This is a genomic window from Thalassotalea castellviae, from assembly GCF_031846185.1.
GTDB lineage: Bacteria > Pseudomonadota > Gammaproteobacteria > Enterobacterales > Alteromonadaceae > Thalassotalea_H > Thalassotalea_H castellviae.
This window is the reverse complement of the sequence record NZ_JAVRIF010000002.1, coordinates 322,118-343,454: the sequence shown is the minus strand read 5'-3', so window position 1 is coordinate 343,454 and position 21,337 is coordinate 322,118. Positions and strand designations below refer to the sequence as shown.

At 37.3% G+C, this 21,337-nt stretch carries 20 protein-coding genes and 1 pseudogene; 14 read left to right on the top strand and 7 right to left on the bottom strand.

What is annotated here, in order from left to right:
- The first annotated feature begins 11 nt into the window (after window positions 1–11).
- Complete coding sequence (locus RM573_RS05260; protein WP_311578285.1) at window positions 12–503, top strand: thioredoxin family protein; 492 nt, start codon at window positions 12–14, stop codon at window positions 501–503.
- Between the two features lie 50 nt (window positions 504–553).
- On the opposite strand, the gene RM573_RS05255 is transcribed toward RM573_RS05260, so the two are convergent.
- Genes RM573_RS05255 through RM573_RS05245 form a run of 3 tightly spaced genes read right to left on the bottom strand, consistent with a single transcriptional unit; the run spans window position 554 to window position 2,163 of the window.
- Window positions 554–727, bottom strand: coding sequence for a DUF3012 domain-containing protein (locus RM573_RS05255; RefSeq protein ID WP_311578281.1), 174 nt, complete (start codon window positions 725–727; stop codon window positions 554–556).
- Between the two features lie 43 nt (window positions 728–770).
- Window positions 771–1,370 carry a hypothetical protein gene (locus RM573_RS05250; protein WP_311578278.1) on the bottom strand — a complete coding sequence of 200 codons (600 nt, stop codon included), beginning with the start codon at window positions 1,368–1,370 and terminating at the stop codon, window positions 771–773.
- 43 nt (window positions 1,371–1,413) lie between these two features.
- Entirely contained in the window at window positions 1,414–2,163 is a 750-nt protein-coding gene (locus RM573_RS05245) for a hypothetical protein (RefSeq protein ID WP_311578277.1), read from the bottom strand.
- Window positions 2,164–2,688: 525 nt separating this feature from the next.
- Between RM573_RS05245 and RM573_RS05240 the strand changes: the two genes are divergently transcribed.
- On the top strand, window positions 2,689–3,090 hold the full coding sequence (locus RM573_RS05240; RefSeq protein WP_311578273.1) for a hypothetical protein: 402 nt from the start codon (window positions 2,689–2,691) through the stop codon (window positions 3,088–3,090).
- A 115-nt stretch (window positions 3,091–3,205) separates the two neighbouring features.
- Here RM573_RS05240 and pheA read toward each other — a convergent pair.
- The 3 genes and pseudogenes from pheA to RM573_RS05225 all read right to left on the bottom strand — a co-directional run.
- A pseudogene (pheA, locus tag RM573_RS05235) lies at window positions 3,206–4,336 on the bottom strand (prephenate dehydratase); the annotation flags it as partial.
- A gap of 289 nt (window positions 4,337–4,625) precedes the next feature.
- Window positions 4,626–5,009, bottom strand: a complete 384-nt coding sequence (locus RM573_RS05230) for an MAPEG family protein (protein ID WP_311578267.1) — start codon at window positions 5,007–5,009, stop codon at window positions 4,626–4,628.
- Window positions 5,010–5,025: 16 nt separating this feature from the next.
- On the bottom strand, window positions 5,026–7,431 hold the full coding sequence (locus tag RM573_RS05225) for a penicillin acylase family protein (protein WP_311578264.1): 2,406 nt from the start codon (window positions 7,429–7,431) through the stop codon (window positions 5,026–5,028).
- A gap of 293 nt (window positions 7,432–7,724) precedes the next feature.
- Here RM573_RS05225 and RM573_RS05220 point away from each other — a divergent pair, with 293 nt between their 5' ends.
- From RM573_RS05220 to RM573_RS05180, 9 genes are all read left to right on the top strand, one after another.
- The gene (locus RM573_RS05220; RefSeq protein WP_311578261.1) at window positions 7,725–8,990 is read left to right on the top strand and encodes an aminotransferase class V-fold PLP-dependent enzyme; all 1,266 of its coding nucleotides are present in this window, start codon (window positions 7,725–7,727) and stop codon (window positions 8,988–8,990) included.
- Between the two features lie 83 nt (window positions 8,991–9,073).
- On the top strand, window positions 9,074–9,685 hold the full coding sequence (locus tag RM573_RS05215) for a nucleotidyltransferase family protein (protein ID WP_311578258.1): 612 nt from the start codon (window positions 9,074–9,076) through the stop codon (window positions 9,683–9,685).
- Window positions 9,686–9,771: 86 nt separating this feature from the next.
- On the top strand, window positions 9,772–10,323 hold the full coding sequence (locus RM573_RS05210) for a DUF2058 domain-containing protein (protein WP_311578255.1): 552 nt from the start codon (window positions 9,772–9,774) through the stop codon (window positions 10,321–10,323).
- 146 nt (window positions 10,324–10,469) lie between these two features.
- Window positions 10,470–10,832, top strand: a complete 363-nt coding sequence (locus tag RM573_RS05205; protein WP_311578252.1) for a glutaredoxin family protein — start codon at window positions 10,470–10,472, stop codon at window positions 10,830–10,832.
- A gap of 119 nt (window positions 10,833–10,951) precedes the next feature.
- The gene (msrP, locus tag RM573_RS05200; protein ID WP_311578249.1) at window positions 10,952–11,956 is read left to right on the top strand and encodes a protein-methionine-sulfoxide reductase catalytic subunit MsrP; all 1,005 of its coding nucleotides are present in this window, start codon (window positions 10,952–10,954) and stop codon (window positions 11,954–11,956) included.
- Window positions 11,956–12,567: a protein-methionine-sulfoxide reductase heme-binding subunit MsrQ gene (msrQ, locus tag RM573_RS05195; RefSeq protein ID WP_311578246.1), complete on the top strand. Its 612-nt coding sequence runs from the start codon at window positions 11,956–11,958 to the stop codon at window positions 12,565–12,567. Before msrP ends, msrQ begins: the two co-directional genes overlap by 1 nt.
- A 175-nt stretch (window positions 12,568–12,742) precedes the next feature.
- Window positions 12,743–14,125 carry an amidohydrolase gene (locus tag RM573_RS05190; RefSeq protein ID WP_311578244.1) on the top strand — a complete coding sequence of 461 codons (1,383 nt, stop codon included), beginning with the start codon at window positions 12,743–12,745 and terminating at the stop codon, window positions 14,123–14,125.
- A 17-nt stretch (window positions 14,126–14,142) separates the two neighbouring features.
- Window positions 14,143–15,387, top strand: a complete 1,245-nt coding sequence (locus RM573_RS05185; protein WP_311578240.1) for an amidohydrolase family protein — start codon at window positions 14,143–14,145, stop codon at window positions 15,385–15,387.
- A 343-nt stretch (window positions 15,388–15,730) separates the two neighbouring features.
- A complete protein-coding gene (locus RM573_RS05180) occupies window positions 15,731–16,615 on the top strand; it encodes a D-hexose-6-phosphate mutarotase (protein ID WP_311578237.1) in 885 nt (294 codons plus the stop codon).
- Between the two features lie 27 nt (window positions 16,616–16,642).
- On the opposite strand, the gene mutH is transcribed toward RM573_RS05180, so the two are convergent.
- Window positions 16,643–17,320: a DNA mismatch repair endonuclease MutH gene (gene mutH / locus RM573_RS05175; protein WP_311578234.1), complete on the bottom strand. Its 678-nt coding sequence runs from the start codon at window positions 17,318–17,320 to the stop codon at window positions 16,643–16,645.
- A 185-nt stretch (window positions 17,321–17,505) separates the two neighbouring features.
- Between mutH and rppH the strand changes: the two genes are divergently transcribed.
- The 3 genes from rppH to RM573_RS05160 all read left to right on the top strand — a co-directional run bounded on the left by rppH (window position 17,506) and on the right by RM573_RS05160 (window position 21,303).
- Window positions 17,506–18,009 (top strand): RNA pyrophosphohydrolase, encoded by a 504-nt coding sequence (rppH, locus tag RM573_RS05170; protein WP_311578231.1) that lies wholly within the window; start codon window positions 17,506–17,508, stop codon window positions 18,007–18,009.
- A 166-nt stretch (window positions 18,010–18,175) separates the two neighbouring features.
- A complete protein-coding gene (gene ptsP / locus RM573_RS05165) occupies window positions 18,176–20,452 on the top strand; it encodes a phosphoenolpyruvate--protein phosphotransferase (RefSeq protein ID WP_311578227.1) in 2,277 nt (758 codons plus the stop codon).
- Between the two features lie 59 nt (window positions 20,453–20,511).
- Window positions 20,512–21,303 carry a sulfite exporter TauE/SafE family protein gene (locus RM573_RS05160; protein WP_311578224.1) on the top strand — a complete coding sequence of 264 codons (792 nt, stop codon included), beginning with the start codon at window positions 20,512–20,514 and terminating at the stop codon, window positions 21,301–21,303.
- The last annotated feature ends 34 nt before the right edge of the window (window positions 21,304–21,337 follow it).

Sequence of the window (21,337 nt, the reverse complement as noted above, 5' to 3'; positions counted from 1 at the left end):
ATTGAGACTCTATGAACAAAGTGATAACAAAACTGATTTTGGTGGCTTCATTCTCCTTTTTATTAGGCTGTGTCCACACAACTGAACATGACGCGTTAGCTGTTGGGAAGATTGACGCTCAAGCGTTGTTATCTAATTATCAAAGCTTTCACACACCACATCGACAATTTAGCCTTTCTGACCGACAAATAGCTTTAGTTAAGCAATGGCCTCGTTCGGTACATATTGAAGTGTATTTTGGCACTTGGTGTCATGATAGTCAGCGAGAAGTACCTAAATTATTGAAGATACTAAGCCATAATCAAGCGGTAACCTACAATTTAATCGCACTTGATTATCAGAAAACAGAACCGACAGGTGTGGCGATAAAAGATGATATTAAGTTCACGCCAACTTTTATTGTTTTTCAAAATAAAAAAGAATTGGGCAGAATAATTGAACGTCCAAAGACGACATTACTTAATGATCTTGATGAGATTATACAATTAAAAGGTAAGTTGTAGAGTATCGAACTACCCTACAACTTGTTGATTATGATTATAGGTAAGAAGGATTATTCATCGTCGCTTTTGAATAAACAGTGCTTTGCGTAATCTTTAGCTTCAGTTGCCGTCCAATCTCCCTTTGGCTTTTCTTGCAATTGCGCACACCAGTCTTTACTACCAACTTCAGGTGCACAGGCGGAAATGAGTATTAAGCTAAAAATTGAAATTAATATTTTTTTCATTGTTTTCTCTGTTTCATTAGTTAGTAAATAAAAAGTAATCACTTTAAAATTTTATCGCTAAGCCGATAGAAATATTTGATTCCATCCATAAAGAGTTTTCAAATTGGGCATGGCAAATGTCGTTTTCACAAAACATATTATCATCGGCGTCCACTAAAGTGGCGTAACCTCTTAATTCGGTGATCATCGCAACGGTTTCAGAAAACTCATATCTTGTACCAAAAGCTAAAGTTGCTGAAGGATATAACTCTTCACTAATATTGCTATCAAAGTATGCGCCACCTAAGCCTAAAGAAACGGTAGTGACATAACTTTGCTGACGAAATTGTGCTACCCCATTAAAGTGAGCATACATAATATCTAAAGAGTAATTCTGCTCAGTCGCTTCACTTTTAAAATCATGACTGACTACATTTAGCATTATCTGTCCTTGACCATTCGGGGAGTCTTGCCAAGCGACAGCCACACCAACATTACCACCGGCATCAACTGATAAGGCATCCTCAGTGGAAATTCCGGTTAGATCAGAGCTATACATTTGACCTAAAAAAGCTGAAACCTCAAACTCAGTAGCAACGGCTGATAATGAGAATACAGATAAATATAGCGCCAAAGCTTGCTTTAAAAACCGTTGATAAATCATTGATTTATTCCTTTTTCATTAAGTATATTTTGCATCATTAAGCTTAGGATTTATTGAACAATTCTGAAAGTTTTTTCTTCGCTTTATCTTTCAACTTATCGGTAGCTTGTTTTTTTAATTGTTCTTTTTGGGTATTTTTGGTTTCTTTCCAAATGGCGGAAAGCGCTTCTTTTACAATAACCCCCCCTAATTCACTTGCCGGTAAACCGTCTTTTCCTCCAATATCATTTAGGATGATATCAGGTAGTGTTGCACTATGTTCTTTGTTGCCAAGTGCAGAAAGATCGACGGTTAAAGCTGTACCGGCTAATACTACTTTACTTACACTTAGTTTTGGCTCAGCTTTTGTTGAAGCTGACTCTGTGTCGGCATTTTTTTGGCCAGCATTAGGAATATTTTTCTGAATGGTATCTATTAAGTCTTTCATATTTGAAGCACCAGAAGCGGTAAACTCTACAAACGCTTTTGGATCTTTAATAATAATCGCATCTATAATTATTGGCTCTTGGGTTAAACTTTCTACATTAATATCTAAAGTCACTTCCCCTAAAGTAAAAGCATGGGGATAATTGTACTCACTGCCATTGGCTAAACTGATACCAATAATACTGCCCGCACCTTGGGTTAATTTGATATCAACTGAATTAACGGCAACTTTCTGCTCTGTAATTTGTTTACCAACGGTCTCAATTTGACCTTTTACAAACTCATTTAATGAGCCTCCTGCTAAAAACCATAATGCGCCACCACAAGCAAGTAAAATGACGACGACAATTGACGCTAAAAATTTCATATTTTATTTCCTATAAAATTGATAAATGTGAAGAAAGTTGTGATGTAAATAATTATATATTAATAACATGAAAGTATGGAAAAAATAATAAATTTACTTATGACTATTGAATTTAGGGGGGAATGCAGGCTTATAAAGTAAAAGGTTGCAGATTGGGCAAAATGGGAAGTTTGGCTTTTTATACTGGTTTGAATCGTTCAATCTGTTTTTCGAACAATGGAAGCAAAAAGTGCCATAAATAATAAAAGATTTATCGGCCTTTTAATCGCTTTACTTAACTTTTTACGATTACGAACTAAATATCGTTACTTCATAATATTAAAGCTAGTTTTACAATAGCTTGAAATTTTCTTAATTATTTTTCTATAGGTGTTTTTATCGGGTAACTATTAACGTGTTCTAAAAATTAAACATCTTTAGATTGTTTTGTATTCGACTTGCTTAAAAAGTGAACTTGAGATATAAAAACTGAGTTATAAAAAATAACAATAATAAACATAATTATAATAAATAGGGGAATGAGTTTTGCTGAAGGTAAATAAAAAGCTCTGGTCGTTTAATTTTGGTTGTTTAATCGCGTTTTCATTTGTTTGGTTAGTCAGTTTTGGTAATACCGCTCCAGTACCTGAGGTATTGCATCCTCATACATTTTTTATTCTAGATTATTATTCAGGCCTTGTGACGGCTCTAAGCGCAATAATGATCACTGCATTAATGGTGATTATCATGGGAAAAGGATTTAATCTTTGCGCCAGTGAACATCCTTTCTGGTTAATATTACCATCGTTATGTTTTATTGCATTAACGACGCTTTCTGCATTTGAATTATTAACGTCGATGTTATTTGCTGTTATTCCGGCATTAATGGTGATGGTTTCAACGGCAGTAGTCTTTAGGCTAACCAAACGTAAATTGAAAACCATATAAAAAAGAAAAAAGGCTTTGCAATGTCAAAGCCTTTGTTGATTGAACGGGTTTTAGTGGCGATGGACTAAGATCACAATTTATCACTTGGCACATTGGTTGGGCTGATATGCTCAATAGGGTAACAGCCTAACACTTTAATAAAATTAGTTAATTTTGTGATTTCATTAATTGCTTCTTGTAAAGCCATATTCTTGATATTCGCTTCTACATCAATATAAAACATTTCTTCCCAAGGACGCCCTTGGATCGGTCTTGATTCTAGTTTACACATATTAATACCGTTGTTTTTCAATACTAATAAACATTCAACTAGTGCACCTGGCTTTTGCCCTGTTGCTAAAATAAGAGCTGTTTTGGCCGGAATTTGTTCAGCAACATCAATGGGTTTTCGGGCAACAAGAATAAAACGACTATGGTTTTCATTTTGGTTAGCAATTGACTTTTCTAATGCCGCTAACTTGTATAAATGACCGCCTTCTTCACTGCCAATAACCGCCACGGTTTCATCTTGCAGCTCTGCTGCTTGCGCCATAGCTTCTGCAGTGCTTTCACAGTATTCAATGCGTATGTTTTGTTGTTTATCAAGGAAATTACTGCATTGTGCCAATGGTTGGCCATGGGCATAAATGGTTTTAATTTGACTGAGCGTGGTATTAACGGCAGTTAATAAACAATGCTCGATTGGCTGGGTAATTTCACCAACAATTGATAAGTTAGTATGTTGTAACACATCGTAAACTTCGTTAATACTGCCAGAGCTAGTATTTTCAATTGGTAACATACCGTAATCTACGTGTCCTGATTCAACTTGCTGCATGATATCGGCAAAACTTTGGCAGCCACATTCAATAATATTTTCGGCACGTCGAGAAAAATAACGATGACTGGCTAAATAACTATAAGAGCCTTTATTACCAAGAAAAGCGACACTTACAGTTGGTAACTCTATTGCTGGATTGGCTAAGGTTTGTAAATAAGCTTGCTGGTTTAATACCGAGTCTTCAATGATCATTTGAAAAACACTGGTAACATAATGAGCATCTAAACCGTACTCTTTACCTTGTTTGATAAGACGGATTAATAACTCTTGTTCTCGTTGTTGATCTCTGACAGGGCGAACTTGATGAGCTTTACTTTTTGCGACATTTAACGTTAATGAACGACGTTCAGCAAATAGCGCTAAAAGCTGTTGATCAAGTTTAGTTATTTTTTCGCGTATTTTATTTAAGTCTAATTCTTCGTTCACATGACACCTACTATAAATTGATACTTTACTGATTTCGGTTTTAATATTCGTATGATGCTAGGTTACGAATACCTTAAAGTTCGCTCAAAAAAAAACCTCCTAATGGAGGTTTTTATCGTGAAATAAACGACACTAACGCTCCCTACTTAAATAGTAGAAACAAAAAGAGAAATATAAACGTGCGGTTAGTGTTTTTCATAGTTTAACTCTATCTAGCTGAAGGTGATCTTTCAAGCAATTGTTTATACCATTTTTATTTACTTTGTTGCTTTATTCTTATAACTAATCATTAAATACATTGCCATATAATGGTAAATGAGCAAAAGATACCAACGCCCCATACTAATGATCTTAACGTCCCTTTGTTATACAAATATAACGCATTATAAATGACGCGTGCGACAACATGTGTGATAGCAAGTTGCTGAATAAATTCACCAGTATGTTGAGTGATTATCGCTAATAAAATTGCAGGAGCAAAAATGATCACCGACTCAAAAGCGTTTTGATGTGCCGCCAGTGCTCTTGCACCAAAGCCGGTAAGTTTGTCCTGTTGACTGCGAGGGTGTTTGTTGTCATAGCCATTGAGTTTTTGCATGGCAAGTGCCACAGGAAGTTTTGCGATAAAGGGTAAAAGTAACGCAATAAATAAACAAATGATCAATGTAGTCATAAATTTCTCTTTTATGTTAATAGCTTAATAAGGTTAATGAATATTTTGTTTCACCGGGCAAAAATGCAGATGGTTTGCCTTGCTCCCAGTCTTTATGTCCTAAACCATAATAAGGGCTTAAAGGGTGACCTGCTTGACTGGTTGGCATATGTAATATTCCTGATTCTTCATGTCCTGGTGAAACAACCATTCTTTCAGAAGCACCAAATGCTTTCCCTTGCACTAATGGCATGTAACTGTCGCCTGGCAGAGCGGTGGCTGGCATATTTAACCATGAAGATAATAATGGCACTCCATTGGTGATAGGATGGCGAATATCTGTGGTATTTTGTTGCCCCCAGGTTGCAGCTGAAAGAGGTTGATTAATGGTCATTTCTTGATAAGTTTTTGCAAGGGCAGCTTGAAAATAACCTTGCCAGGTTTTATGTTTTCCATTTAAAAAATGCTTTGGCTGCTCATTAATTAATTGCCATAAAGGTGTTTCAATTTGATGGCGAATAGTATGAAACTTAAAACCTTTATCTAATTGAATTAACTGCTTATTTAGCTCATCAAAGACCGCGTCTCTTAAGTTGATTCGAAAATTTCTAACGAAGCGGTAAGCCACCGAGTCTGTTGTCGCTCTTAAGTCATTGGCAGCAAGAATTTTGTTAATTTCTTGCCAGTCTTTGTCGTTTACTAGTGATGCTTGTTGTTCAGTTTTTTTATTCAGAACATTTTCAAGAATAAATTGTTGCCAGCGTTCTAAAAACTTCGCTTTGTCATCAAGCGCTATCGCTAGTAAGGCTTTTTCATCAAAGGTTTCTTTCGCGAATAAATTATCTCTAATTTGTTGTGATCTTGCCCCTAAAGCGTAACCGCCATTTCCTATTTTAGCTAACATTTCACCACCAACAACCCGTGAATTTGCAGTCCATAATCGATGTTGTTGTGGTTGTTTGATCTTAGGATATTGCGCCGTTGTCAAATAGCCCTGCCAATGATTTTTTTCTGTTGCCCAAGACGTTGGAACTTCACCAAAATCTGATGATTTTTTGGGAATTGGGCCGGCGATTGTCCAACCAATATCGCCCGATTTATCGCCAACCATCATATTTTGAGCGGGTATGCCTGATTTACTGGCGATAATAAACGCTTCGTCTACATTGGTGGCATTTTCGAGTTGTTGAGCATAAAGATTAACTGCTTGAATATCGTGTGCTACCCAGCGAAATGCGAGTAATTGTTTTTTTTCATTACTGCCAATTACGGGGCCCCAAATAGTTTCTTTAATTGTTATCTCTGCTGAGGGTTGACCTTTTACCGCTATCATTTGCTTGTGATAAGTGAAATATTTATAACCGTCAGGTGTCAGGTACTGGCTGTTATCATCATTTGTTTCTAAAATAATGACATCATTCCAATCACCATAACTATTGGTAAATCCCCAAGCTATATTTCCGTTTGAGCCAGTGACCATTAACGGGGTGCCTGGAAGGGTTAAACCGGTAACCTTTATTGCTTGTGCTTTAGTATTTGGATATTCAAATGAAGCGCGAAACCAGGTGTTAGGTACTCGAATACCTAGATGCATATCATTAGCAACAATAGCACTTCCTGTACTACTAATTTCACCTGAAACGGCCCAATTATTTGAACCTGGAAATTCTTCACAAGAATAATCAGTATTTGTGTTTAATGAAGTTGAAGGTGAGGGGAGGTTAGCTTGTTGTGCAAACCATGATACCTCTGGTAGCGGGGCAGGTGAATATTGACTATTATCAATGGCGGCATCCCAAATACTGCCTTTAGGATTTAAAAAGGCATAAATGGCAGGATCAAAGGTGGATTGAATTAAGCCTAAAGCTCTTTCTCTGGCGCCGTCTTTATATTGTAAATCCAAATACATACTTAATACGGTAAGAATGCTATCTTCTTCTCGCCAACCAACAGGCTCTTGCTGAAGTAATAAATATTCAAAGGGTTTGGCTTTGAGTGCTCTTAATCCTTCATTGACTCCCACTGTATAAGCTTTAATTAAGGCTAATTGTTCTTTTGGAAGTTGGTTAAGAATGGTTATGGCGCGATCACGAAAACGGTGTAATCGAATCGACTTATCGTAATCTATCGCCATTGCACCAAACAGGCTGGCAAGTTCACCAGCAGAATTTCTTCTCAGTAAATCCATTTGAAAAAAGCGCTCTTGGGCATGAATAAAACCGGTAGCTACGGCTAGATCGAATCTACTTTCTGCTTTGATTGTCGGTATACCTTGAATATCTCGGTCTACTGTCGCATTACTTGATAATCCCATAATGGTGGTTTTCCCTGTTAGTACAGGTAAGGCACTATCAACTTGGCTATAAATCCAAGTAGCAAACATTGAGAAAATTAATAATAAAACTAGTAAGCTACTCAACAGCACTTTTTTTATTTTTTTCATCGAGCTTTTACCTTGAAAAGTTATGATCTGAAAAGAGATTAAAGAGTACCCTAAAAACTTAGGGTTAACAAACCTCGTTAAGTTTATTCAATCTTGTTGCAGATTATCTAACTAATTGTTTTATTTATTATTTAAATTATTAATCTTGCCGTGATGAAAAAGTTGTTCACCGAGGTAAACGTTGAAATGTTTCTAACTGTTTAATCTGTCATTATCCGTTACACTTGTCCGATTGTTACAACATTTTTAGCTTGATACTTTAACGATAACTTTTCGCTGGTTAACGTTTTATTATGTCAAATCTAAGTCCATGGAAGAAAGACTTCTCTATTTTTGTACCACAAGCTCAACCTTATTTATGCTATTTAGATACTGCAGCCACTTGTTTAACTCCTAAACATGTGGCTGAAGCAATGTTTCATTATCAGTGTTATTCACATGCCAATAGCCACCAAGAAAAAGATCAAATTAATTCATCTGAAATAGATAAATTGGAGCAAGCTCGTGAAAAAGTAGCCTGTTTTATCGGGGCCCAGCAAAGGCAAAGCATTGTTTTTAATACAGGTGCAACTGATGGGGTTAATCAAGTCGCCTATGGTTATGTTGAACCAATAATTGTCGCTGCATTAAAAAAAGGTCAACATTGTAATATTGTTATCTCAGCGGCTGAACATCACTCGAACATACTGGCTTGGCAACGATTAGTAAAAGCGTATCAAGTAGAGCTGAGAATAGCTCCTTTAGCCATTGATGGTTTAATTGATATCGCAAGACTAGCCTTATTGCTTGATGAAAATACTTGTATCTTAGCTTTTAGTCATTGCTCAAATGTTATTGGAAAAATGAATCCAGTAGAAAAGATTTGTCAATTAGCAAAAAGTAAAGGTATTGCAACGTTAATTGATGGAGCACAAGCTGTACTTCGAAGTCATTGTACCGTGGCAACGATTGATTGTGACTTTTACGTTTTTTCTGCTCATAAAATTTATGGTCCTACCGGGTGCGGTGTTTTATATGTTAAGCCTGACATTCTAAGGGAAATGCTCCCATCTCAATGGGGGGCAGGCATGGCGAAAAATGTGAATTATAAAGAAAGTGAGTTTTTCAGTGGTCCCTCTAGGTTTGAATCAAGCACACCTAATATGGCAAGTATCGTAGGTTTAGTCGAAGCGATTGATTATCTTAATGACTTATCGCTTAAAGAGATTAACTTATACCTTGATGATCTTGCGATGTATATGCACAAATCACTGAGTGAATTAGCTTTTTATCGGCCCGTTGTCGATAAAAAAATCACGTTAAGGCAAGCTAAAATGTCAACGTTGGTAAGTTTTCAGTGCCAAAATATACATTGTCAGGATGTAGCAAGCTTATTGAGAAGTGAAAATATCGCTTTAAGTTGTGGCAATCATGCTGCGCAACCCTTACATAGTGCCTTAGCTATAGAAGAAACACTGAGAGTATCCCTTGGCATATATAACGGATATGCTGATATTGACAAACTCATCGCGAGTTTGAGTCATTGTCATCAAATGATGGCATTAGAAGATTTCGTGTAAGCCATATATTGCTTTGCAGTTGAGGTATTCGTCGTTACTATCTTTATTCTTATGTATTAAGCTTTGATTAGTAAATATTGTATATGTCAGAAAAACTCGAAATTATCATTCTTGCCGCAGGAAGTTCTTCTCGATTAGGACAAGCTAAACAACTAGTCACGTTGAACGGTGAAAGTTTACTGTCTCGCCAATGTAAAATAGCCAAACAATTGAGTGAGCATGTCAGTTGTGTTGTAGGTTTTCAAGCGCAAGAAATGATAAATCAGATTGATGACGCGAATATCAAGGTTGTGGTGAATGACCATTGGCAAGCAGGGCTTGCTTCTTCGATTGCTAAGGGGGTGTCCGAACTCGACGAAGATACCGATGCCGTGATGTTAATGTTAGTTGATCAATGGCAGCTAGAGGTGAAACATTTTCTTCGTATTAAAAATCTGTGGCTTAAAAATCCTGAACATATCATTAGTGCCGGACAATGTAGTCATGATAAAAAGTTAACCTCTCCACCCGTTATTTTTCCGGCTTATTGTTTTTCCTTACTGTCTCAGTTACATAGCGGCAGCGGAGCAAAGTCTGTGATCAAACATTTCCACCATCAATTAATTTCTGAAATAATGCCTGAGGCTTTTGTTGATTTAGATGTTCCAGAACAATTGCAAAAACTAAAGGACAACGAAATGAGTCAAAAATTTTGAATAAACCTCGATAGGTGCTATTAAATCTAAATTTACTTGATAAAATAACGGCCATTAAATTTTAACTAAGCGTTGATGGGGTCGAGATGGCATCTCTACAAGAGCAATTACTGAAAGCAGGGCTTACTACAAAGCAAAAAGCACGACAAGCCAACAGTGATAAAAGAAAAAAGAATAAACAAAAGCGTAGTGGCGTTGAAGTTGAAAAATCATTACAAGAAAAAATCAAACAAGATTTAGCCAAAGCTCAGCAAGAAAAACAAGCGAAAGACCAAGCGCTTAATGAAGAGAAAAAACTCCAACTCGAGAAAAAAGAACAAAAACTAAGAATTCTGCAAATTTTACAACATCACCAGTTAAAAAATTGCACTGGTGAAAGCGAATATAATTACACTTTCGACAATAAAATTAAAAAATTATACCTTGATGAAGTAACACACCGAGCCTTAGTTAACGGGCGTTTAGCGTTATGTGGGCAAGATGATATTACTTACATAGTGACAAGTGAAACCGCCGAGAAGTTAGCGGAGTTAGATGCTTCGGTCATTCTATTAAAAAATGAAAAAGTACAATCAGATGAAATTGAAGCAGATGATCCGTATGCAGATTATCAAATTCCTGATGATTTGATGTGGTAATAGCTTTACTGCTTTTGATGATTCGTGCACTTTTAATAGTAACTCAGTCATTGTTTTGTTAAACTCGCGCGCTTAATTTTTATGCTGTTTTAGTCGGTTAACACATTATTCTGTTTTTACTGGCTTGCGATTTCTAGGATGTTGTTATGTTTATTATTCGATGGGTGCTTGGCCGAATTATTTTATTTTTTGATTTTATTTTTTCGCCTTCAAAACCTAAAAGAGCCGCTCAGGAACAAGCACAAATTGATGCAAGTACAGAGCACTTAAGTTTATATCAATTACCTGCCTGCCCATTTTGTGTGAAAGTTCGCCGTGCAATAAAACGTGGTGGTTTGAATATTGAGCTAAGAAATATTAATCAAAATGAAAATTATCGTGCAGAGTTGATTGCTCAAGGCGGTAAGAAAACGGTGCCTTGTTTGCGCATTGTTCAAGAGGATCAAACCGTCAATTGGTTATATGAGTCATCTGAGATTAATCAATATCTTCAACAATTTGTTCGTTAAAAATACCAACTTCTTGGTGTTTAAAACGGAGTTTAATCACAAAAAATCGAATTATTTTGCTACTTTAATGGTCTAGCTTTAAAACGCCTTTATGTTTTAATTACCGGTAAGTAGCAATTATGTTCAATAATATCACTCGAAAGTCATCGCCATGGCAACTGTCAGAGAGTCAAGTTACCGACGAAGCCTTTTATGTAAATCGCAGGCAAGCACTTAAAAAAATGGGATTTGTTGGCGCTGCAGCACTTTTATCCACCAATTCCCAAGCAGACTGGTTTTCTAAAACACCAATTAAACCGTTTGCTAGACAAGTATTATCTGCTCAACAAACAATTGTCACAGATGAGATGCTTACCCCTGAAGCTAAAGTGATCAGTCATAATAATTTTTATGAATTTGGAACCGCTAAAAACGATCCAGTTGAAAATGCACAACAATTTAAAGTCAATCCTTGGCAATTAAGGGTTTCTGGAGAAGTTGATAATGCCATTACCTTAGATTATGACGACTTATTTAAAAGCTTCACTCTCGAAGAGCGAATTTACCGATTAAGGTGTGTGGAAGCATGGTCTATGGTGATCCCATGGATTGGTTTTCCATTAGCGGATCTCATTAAAAAAGCGAAACCAAATAGTAAAGCTAAGTATGTCGCTTTTGAAACCTTATATGATCCCAAACAAATGCCCGGACAATCTAGTCGAAGAATAGGGGGCGGGATAGATTACCCTTATGTTGAAGGATTACGCCTTGACGAAGCGATGAATCCGTTAACCTTATTGAGCGTTGGGCTTTATGGTAAAACATTACCGGCACAAAATGGTGCCCCCGTTCGGTTAGTAGTGCCGTGGAAGTACGGTTTTAAAAGCATAAAATCGATTGTTTCTATCAAACTTGTTGAAAAAATGCCGCCAACTACATGGAATATACTAGCGCCTCGTGAATATGGCTTTTATGCGAATGTTAACCCTAAGGTTGATCACCCACGTTGGAGTCAAGCGAGTGAACGTCGCCTTACTTCAGGAGGTTTATTTGCTCGTAACCGGATCGATACATTGCCGTTTAATGGCTATGGTGAACAAGTTGCGCACTTATATAAAAATATGGATTTACGGAAATATTACTAATGGCGGCAACAGTCAAAACTCGCCAGATCGTTTTTAGCTTAAAATTAGCGATTCACTTTATTAGCTTATTTTTATTGGCAAAGCTTTATTTTCAAGCATTTAATGACCGGTTAGGTGCTGATCCTGTTGAAGCAGTATTACATTTTACCGGCATAGGGGCCTTTAATTTATTACTATTGAGCCTGTTAGTTTCACCGTTAGCGCAACAATTTAAATGGTCTTTTTTGCTCCAAGTTAGACGATTAATCGGCTTGTATAGTTTCACATATGCCTTGTTTCACTTAGTTAGTTTTTTAGCGTTTGAAGTGCAATTTGATTGGTCATTATTTTTAAATGAAATTATCGACCGACCTTACATCACTGTGGGCATGTTCGCTGTAGTGATTTTATTTTTACTAACGATTACTTCGGTTTCATCAATTAAAAAGACCATGGGACGAAACTGGCAAACCTTACATAACGCGGTTTATGTTGCATTATGTTTAGTGGCGCTGCATTTTTATTGGTCTGTAAAATCTGACATTATCGAACCGAGTATCTATATTGTCATCAGTGTATTTTTGCTTTATCTAAGAAAAAATAAAATACGTCGTTGGTTCCGCTCGTTTTAAATTTGTATCCTTCACATGGTTATTCATCGTTACAAAATTGCTTTTCGTCGCAGCCAAACAGGTTTAATGATGAATAAACTTGTCGAAATGTTGCAATCGTAATAATGTAATCTGGTGAAATAATTAAAAACTCATTGTTACATGAGTAAAAACACCATATTACTAGGAACCTCAAATGCAAAAGTTTATACCAACACTCTTGGTGGCGGCTATTTCAGTGTCATTAAGTGCGTGCATGCAGTCAGAAAAACAAGATGAAAAAGTTGTTTTCAATAAAAACCCTTACCCAAGCACCTATCAAGCAATACCAAGTAAAACGGTTTTGATCAAAAATGCCACCGTATTAACTGGGGCTGGTGAACGTATCGATAATGCTGATGTATTAATGAGTAATGGTAAAATTGAGCAAGTGGGTCAAAATTTATCCGCTGAAAATGCCATGGAAGTTGATGGTAGCGGCAAATGGGTAACACCTGGTGTTATTGACGTGCATTCTCATTTAGGTGTTTATCCAAGTCCTTCGGCCGAATCACATTCGGATGGTAATGAAGCAACTCAACCAAATACCTCTGAAGTATGGGCAGAGCATAGTGTTTGGCCACAAGATCCTGGTTTTCAAGCAGCACGCGCAGGTGGTATTACTACATTACAAATTTTACCCGGCTCAGCAAATTTATTTGGTGGCCGTGGTGTAACACTTAGAAATGTCCCAAGTCATACCATGCAAGGTATGAAGTTTCCTGAAGCCCCATATGGATTGAAAATGGCGTGTGGTGAAAACCCGAAACGTGTTTATGGAAGTCGTAAAGTGTCTCCTGCTACACGAATGGGCAACATGGCTGGTTACCGTATGGCATGGAGTGAAGCTACCGAATATAAGCGTGCTTGGGATAAATATGAAGCCGATTATGCAGCAGGTAAGAACCCTGAAGCGCCAAAACGTGATATAGAATTAGATACATTAAAAGGTGTTTTAGATGGTGATATTTTAATTCATAACCACTGTTATAAAGCAGAAGAAATGGCGATGATGATTGATTTAGGTAAAGAGTTTAATTATCACTCGGGTACTTTTCACCACGCCATTGAAGCATATAAAATTGCAGATATATTAGCTGAAAACGGAAACTGTGCTGCCATGTGGCCAGATTGGTGGGGCTTTAAAATGGAAGCCTACGATATGGTACAAGAGAATGTTGCCATCGTTGATGCTAAAGCGAATTCTTGTGCGGTTGTCCATTCTGACTCAGGAACGACGATTCAACGATTAAACCAAGAAGCGGGCAAAGTGATGTATCGTGCCAATGAAAATGGTTTTGATATCAAACCAGAGCATGCAATTACTTGGATCACGTTAAATTCTGCGAAATCTTTAGGTATAGCTGATAAAACAGGTAGTTTAGAGAAAGGAAAAAATGCAGATGTTGTGCTGTGGAACCAAAACCCATTTAGTGTTTATGCCCAAGCAGAACAAGTGTTTGTCGATGGCGCCAAAGTATACGATCGTTTTGATGAAAAATATCAAGCGAAAAGCGATTTCATGTTAGGTCAGAAGTAAGGAAAGGGGTAAAAATTATGAAACTATTTAAATCTTCACTTATCGCTTTAGCACTTGCTTCAGCATCATCGGTTTATGCAGAAAGTATTGCTATTACCAATGCCACCGTTCATACCGTGACCGAACAAGGCACGTTAACAAATGCGACTGTTGTTATGGACAACGGCGTCATTACGGCTATTAATCCTAAAACAGTTACGGCTGATTCAACTATTGATGCTCAGGGTAAAATTTTAACGCCTGGCTTAATTGGGTCAATGAATACGCTGGGTTTAGTTGAAGTCTCGGCGGTTTCGCGAACACGTGACGCCAGCGATAAAAAAGCAGATATTACTTTTGATGCCAGCACGGCGTTTAATCCGAAATCAGCTGCTATTGCTTACAGTCGCAAAGGTGGTATCACGTCCAATATTGTGACACCTAGAGGCGGTGAAAGCATGTTCAAAGGACAAGCTTTTATTGCTGATCTTTCAGGTGAATTCGATAGTATTGTTGAAACTAATTCTGCCGTTTTGCTAAATGTAGGCTCAAAAAGCAAAGGTTCTCGTGCCTTAGCTTTACAAAATCTTCGAAATAAACTTGAAGATGCAAAATCAGCGTTAGCAAAAGCTAAATCAGAAGCTAAAGCAGATAAAAAGAAAGACGCGAAAGAGCCAAAACGTGATGAAAAAATTATCAACGCTTTGTTAGCGGGTGAAAAGCCTTTGATTGCGAAAGCAGATAGAGCGACAGATATATTAGCTTTGATTAAATTAAAGCAAGAGTTTGGACTTGATTTAGTGATTGCCGATGCAGGTGATGCGGTGAGTGTTGCAAAACAAATAGCCGAAGCGAAAGTACCGGTCATTATTGCGACGATTGATAACTTACCAAGTTTCGATGCCTTGCATCAGTCATTAAAAAGCGCAACTGTGTTAATGGATGCCGGTGTTACCGTTGCTTTTAAAGTGAATGGTGATACACATAATTTATATCAATTACGTTATGATGCTGGCGTTGCTATCGCTAATGGTGTGTCAAAAGAGCAAGCGTTAGCGGCAGTAACAGCTAATGTTGCCGATGCTTTTAATTATGATGCCGGTCGAATTGCGGTGGGTAAAAAAGCGGATTTAGTACTTTGGAGTGCAGACCCATTTGAATTAAGTAGCCGTGTTGAAAAAATGTGGATTGATGGTGTTGAGCATGATACTCAAAGTCGCCAAGATGCGTTACGTGACCGTTACATTACTGAGAGTGATATGCCCAGAGCATATACTAAATAGTAAGTATTTGCTTACTAACTAACACTCTATTAAAAAGCCAAGAGTTCACTTTAATTAATACTCTTGGCTTTTCTATTTTCTCAATATTTCATTTTTTGTTTACGCTGAGTGCACTAGTAAATCACGACTAACTTTGACTGGTTTTATAATCGAATGTTTTGTGGTGATATTTTACCATGCAAGTAGGTGAGTGAAATAACTCATAACGCAAATCGTTTGGTCACTCAAAGAGGCTTAAGCGACTTCTCAATAAAATTAGTGAATGCTGGTTGGATACTTTTATGCTTTATTACCAAAAGGTGTTTGGTTAACATATTGTTTTTTCACATCGAGTAATGGCCTAATGTCTGATCAAATTTTGTTTTCTACTGCTTTCGCGACGATTTCTCAACGCTCATTAAATCAAGATATGGTGATTCTCGAAATTGAACATCCGTTATTTACTGCGTCATTAAGTTTATATGGTGGGCAAGTTTTATCTTGGCAACCAAGGGGACATGAAGAGGTTTTTTGGCAGAGTAACAGCACAGAATTTAAACAAGGAAAAGCAATACGGGGAGGAATTCCGTTGTGTTGGCCTTGGTTTGGGGCATATATTGATAAAAATGGTAATCATGGTGGTAACCATGGTTTTGCCCGCAATAATCATTGGCAACTCATCAGTCAGCAAATTTCTGAAAATGATGTGATTTTGACATTAGCATTTATTGGCGAGCGAGTGCATGAATTATGGCCGGCGAAATTTAAAGTCATACAGACATTAACTTTTTCTTCGACGTTTAATCAGCAACTGACTATCAGTAATTTGTCTCAAGAAAGCGTCAATTATTCATCGGCTTTACATAGTTATTTTAAAGTCAGTCATCCGAACAATGTACAAGTACCAAATCTTCATTCGGTATGTTTTGACGATAAAATAACCAATCAAAAACAGCAGAAAAATCAGTTAGCCGATTGTGTTGGACCGATAGATCGCATTTATTATAGCGCTGAGCAACAAGTGCTTATCGATTCGGGGTTAAAAAGAAAAATCACGCTTGATTCCACGCATTGCCAACAATGGGTGTTATGGAATCCAGGACATGAAATAGCCAAAACAATGCAAGATATTCATGATGAAGGTGAAAATGAATTTGTCTGTTTAGAAGCCGCGAATACACAATGGCAAACTATTGGAGCGGGCGAACACGCCGAATTTTCACAACGTATATCTGTAGATAAGTTTTAACCAGCTTTTTAATTGAGTTTGTTTAAGTCAATTAATCCTTAAAAATCGGTTAATTAATTGTTGAGTGAATGCTGTTTTTAAGTAGAACCCTCTAGGTAATGTCATAAAAGGTTTACCGTTTTTATTAAAAGCTTTAGTTTTCGCTTGGCTATTGGCGGCCTTTGGACGTAATTGTAGAATTTGACCGTGTTTGCCATGGATGTTTTCTACTTCACCTAACACTATCATATCGGTTAATTCTTGCCAGTCTTGAGCTAATAACTGCTCTTCTTCCACTGATGGACTCCATAAAAAGGGGGTGCCCACAATGCGATCGGCAACTGGGATAATACGCTCTGAGATCACTGGCACCCAAAGGACTTTACTGAGTTTATTTTTGATATGACTGTTTTGCCAAGTTGCGCCAACTAAGCCCGTTAAAGGGGCAACACAAACAAAAGTTGTTTCAAGTGGCTTTCCATGACGATCAATCGGAATCGTTTTTAATTCAACACCTAGATGGGGGAAGTCGGGAATAGGTTTTGAGCCAGCACTGGCTCCTAAGACTTGTTCGAGTAATAAGCCTATCCAACCTTTTTCTTTATTTAAATTCTTGGGTATTTTAATCTTTTCTTGACGAGCAATTTCTCCCAAAGTTAACCCCGCTAAAGCTTGAGCTCTGGCAATTAATTCTGCTTCACTTTCAGGAATTTTAGTCGTTATCATTAAAAAGGTTTATGATGGCTTTATTGCTATTATCTTTTGCCTGTAATCGCGAAGCAAGTGGTTTTTAGCGTTATGGAAATTAATAACTGACTGAAATATTATCAAAAATTTTAAGCAGTTTTTATTTGCTCACAAGGGCAGATTATGGAAGAATCAGGGTATATAGAAATTTTTTAGGAAAACCTGTGATAGATGCCGAAGGCTATCGAGCTAATGTCGGCATAGTAATAATCAATGACAGGGGACAAGTTTTTTGGGCAAGGCGTTATGGGCAACATTCTTGGCAATATCCTCAAGGGGGCGTTGACGAGGGAGAAACACCAGAACAAACTATGTATCGGGAGCTTCGTGAAGAAGTCGGTTTAAAACCTGAACATGTTAAAATAATTGCTTCAACAAAACATTGGCTAAGGTACAAATTACCAAAACGATTAATCAGACATGACAGCAAACCTGTGTGTATTGGACAAAAACAAAAATGGTTTTTGTTAAAACTAACAGCGAAAGAGTCAGCGGTTGATTTACTTCATACTAAACATCCGGAATTTGATGATTGGCGATGGGTAAGTTATTGGTATCCTGTCAGGCAAGTTGTTTCATTTAAACGCGAGGTTTATCGTAAAGTAATGAAAGAGTTTGTCGCAAATAGTTTACCTAATTATCGACATGAACGTCGAAAAAAGCGGTAATTGATTATCACTGTGTTGTCATCATTATTTTGTTAATCAGTGAATAAAAATAGCTCGCAAAAATTATGTGAGCTATTTTTTTCTAAAAAATACCAAGATATTTCAGCGTATTTTTCTCGAGAAATGGACATTATTCAGCGTATTTTTAAACACCTGTAGGGATCTCATGTTAACTAGTTTACGTCGCATTGTGCTTGAGTTTAGCCAGAATACTGAGCTAGAAAGTGCTTTACGTCGTATTGTTAGTCAAATAAAACAAGTGATGAAAACCCAATGTTGCTCAATTTACTTGGCGGATCATCAAAAACAACATTTTATTCTAATGGCATCCGATGGTTTAGATGAAAAGTCATTAGGCCAAACGACTATTGGTTTTACGGAAGGGTTAATTGGGTTAGTTGCGCAACGAGAAGAGCCACTCAATATTGCCAACGCTCGTTCACACCCTCATTTTATTCATGCCCCTGAAGTTAAAGAAGAAAATTTAAATGCCTTTCTAGGTACACCAATCATTCATCAACGAAAAGTCATTGGTGTCATTTCTATTCAACAAGAAAAAGCTCGTTTTTTCAATGAAAACGAAGAAGCCTTTCTAGTTACCTTGGCGGCACAAATTGCCACCGCCATGGCCAATGCAGAAGCGACAGGCTTAATCGCTCAACATCAGGGCAATAATCATTGGACTAAAGCCATTCAAGGAGCGGCAGGTTCATCAGGCGTTGCTGTCGCACCAATGTTATTAGTGCAGCCTCATGCAGATTTAACGGCGATCGCACTGACTAAAACGCAAGATGTTGCTTTAGAGCGTGAGAAGTTTGAGCAAGCGGTTAATCAAACACGCGAAGACTATACTCAAATGGCAAGTAAGCTTGAAGCCATTATTGTCGATAACAGTTTAGATATTTTTGAAATGTATAAACAGTTACTTGATAACGCTAATTTAGGACGTGAAGTTGCTGATAAAATTAATGAGCGTTGGAATGCTGAAAGTGCATTAAAAATAATTATTGACAGTTATGTCGTTCAATTTGAGAGTTTAGAAGATAGTTATTTGCGTGAAAGAGCGAGTGATATTAAAGATCTCGGCAACCGTTTATTATTTAATATTCAATCTTTTAGTAAAATCCCTAAAGCTGTGCCTGAAGAGTTTATTCTCGTGGCGGAAGATGTCACCGCTTCTATGGTTGCAGAGTATCAACACCAAGGTTTAAAGGGCATAGTTTCTCTTCAAGGGTCTAATAACTCGCATGCAGCAATATTAGCTCGTGCATTAGCTTTACCTGCGGTGATGGGGATTGAACGAATACCCTTAGGCAAACTTGATAAACATTTGTGTATTATCGATGGCTATAGTGGTGAATTATTTGTTGATCCTAATGAAGCATTAATTCGGGAATATGAACACTTAATTGCAGAGGAAAGCGCGCTCGCTGATAAAGTAAAGCAAGTACAACTTTTACCTGCTATTACGCCTGATGGTAAAGAAATCGAACTCTTATTAAACGCGGGGTTATCATCAGGTTTTGAGCACTCAAAGAACTCAGGCGCAGCAGGAATCGGATTGTACCGTACCGAAATTCCGTTTATGAGCAAAAGTTGTTTTCCGTCTGAGCTTGAACAAACGGTACTTTATCGTCAGGTGTTAGAAGCATTTCCTCAACAACCTGTCACTATGCGTACGCTTGACGTTGGCGGTGATAAATCTTTACCATATTTTCCTATCCATGAAGAAAATCCCTTTTTAGGTTGGCGTGGTATTCGCATTACTTTAGATCATCCCGAGATTTTTTTATTACAAATACGCGCTATGATCAGAGCAAGTGTAGCCTATCAAAATTTAGAAATTATGCTGCCAATGATTTCTAGTGTCGCTGAAGTAGATGAAGCGATAAGGCTCATTAACCAGGCGTATTTTGAGTTGTCTTCTGAGTTAGCAACTGACCAAAACACTGTATTAGCTCGTCCACGCATTGGTATAATGATTGAAGTGCCAAGTGTTATTTTTCAATTAGAAGAATTAGCTAAGAAAGTCGACTTTTTCTCGGTGGGAAGTAATGATTTAACCCAATACTTATTAGCGGTAGATCGCAATAATTCGCGTGTTGCCAGCATATATAGTTCGTATCATCCTGCGGTATTAAAAGCGTTGCAAATGATCGCCCAAGAGTCAAAAAAATATGCAGTGCCGTTAAGTTTATGTGGTGAACTTGCCAGTGAACCTGCTGGCGCACTGCTATTATTAGCAATGGGCTATGATAAATTAAGTATGAACCCTCATAATATTTCGAGAATTAAATGGGTGATAAGGCATGTTGAGTTTAAGAAGGCTCAATCTATTTTGGCAAAAGTATTAACTTTATCCAATGCAAAACAGGTACATAATTATTTAAATGAACAATTAGAACTACTCGAGTTAGGGGGATTTGTTCGCGCCGGTATGTAGTGACTGCTTATTCACTAAAATTTTGTGCCGGTTTCTTCGCATCAATTTAGGATAAATTTATGTTTATCAGTGTATTACTTGTATGTGCAGCATTAGGTTGCTTAGCCGGATTTTTGGCGGGCCTTTTGGGAATTGGTGGTGGCTTAGTGATAGTGCCCGCCTTAGTTTATTTATTACCAAGTTTAGGCTTTTCACCTGAAGTAGTTATGCCTGTTGCTATAGCTACATCACTCGCTTCTATCGTTTTTACTTCTGCATCCGGAACTTTTGCTCATCATAAAAATAATAATATTCCTTGGGCTATCGCAAAACAATTAATGATTATGATTGCGATTGGAGCGTTATTTGGTGCCTATATCGCCGATTCATTATCAAGTGAATTATTGACTTATATATTTGCCGTAGCGGTAACTATTCTTGCCAGTTACATGTTATTTTCTGTTCGAATTGAAAAAAGTAAGCCTTTACCTAATCACTGGGTAATTAAAGCCATTGGTTTAGGCACTGGTTATATTTCTAGTTTGATGGGGATCGCCGGTGGGGCTATTTTGGTTCCCGTATTAACTTATTATTCATTGTCACTACGAGAAGCGATAGGTACCGCTACGGTTTGCGGGTTTGTCGTGGCCTTGTTTGGCGCTACCGGCTTTATTATCACAGGGTTAGATCAAGCTAGTTTACCTTCGTGGAGTCTAGGTTATATTTATTTACCTGCTTTATTTGGCATCATTTCTACCTCTTCTTTACTCGCGCCTTTTGGTGTGAAAATGGCAGAAAAACTTCCGGTAAGATATTTAAAACGTATTTTTTCTGGCTTCTTAATTTTAGTTGCGATAAAAATGGTTTTATAGCTCGAAAATTCTGTTTATTTGAGTGTTGCCTAAT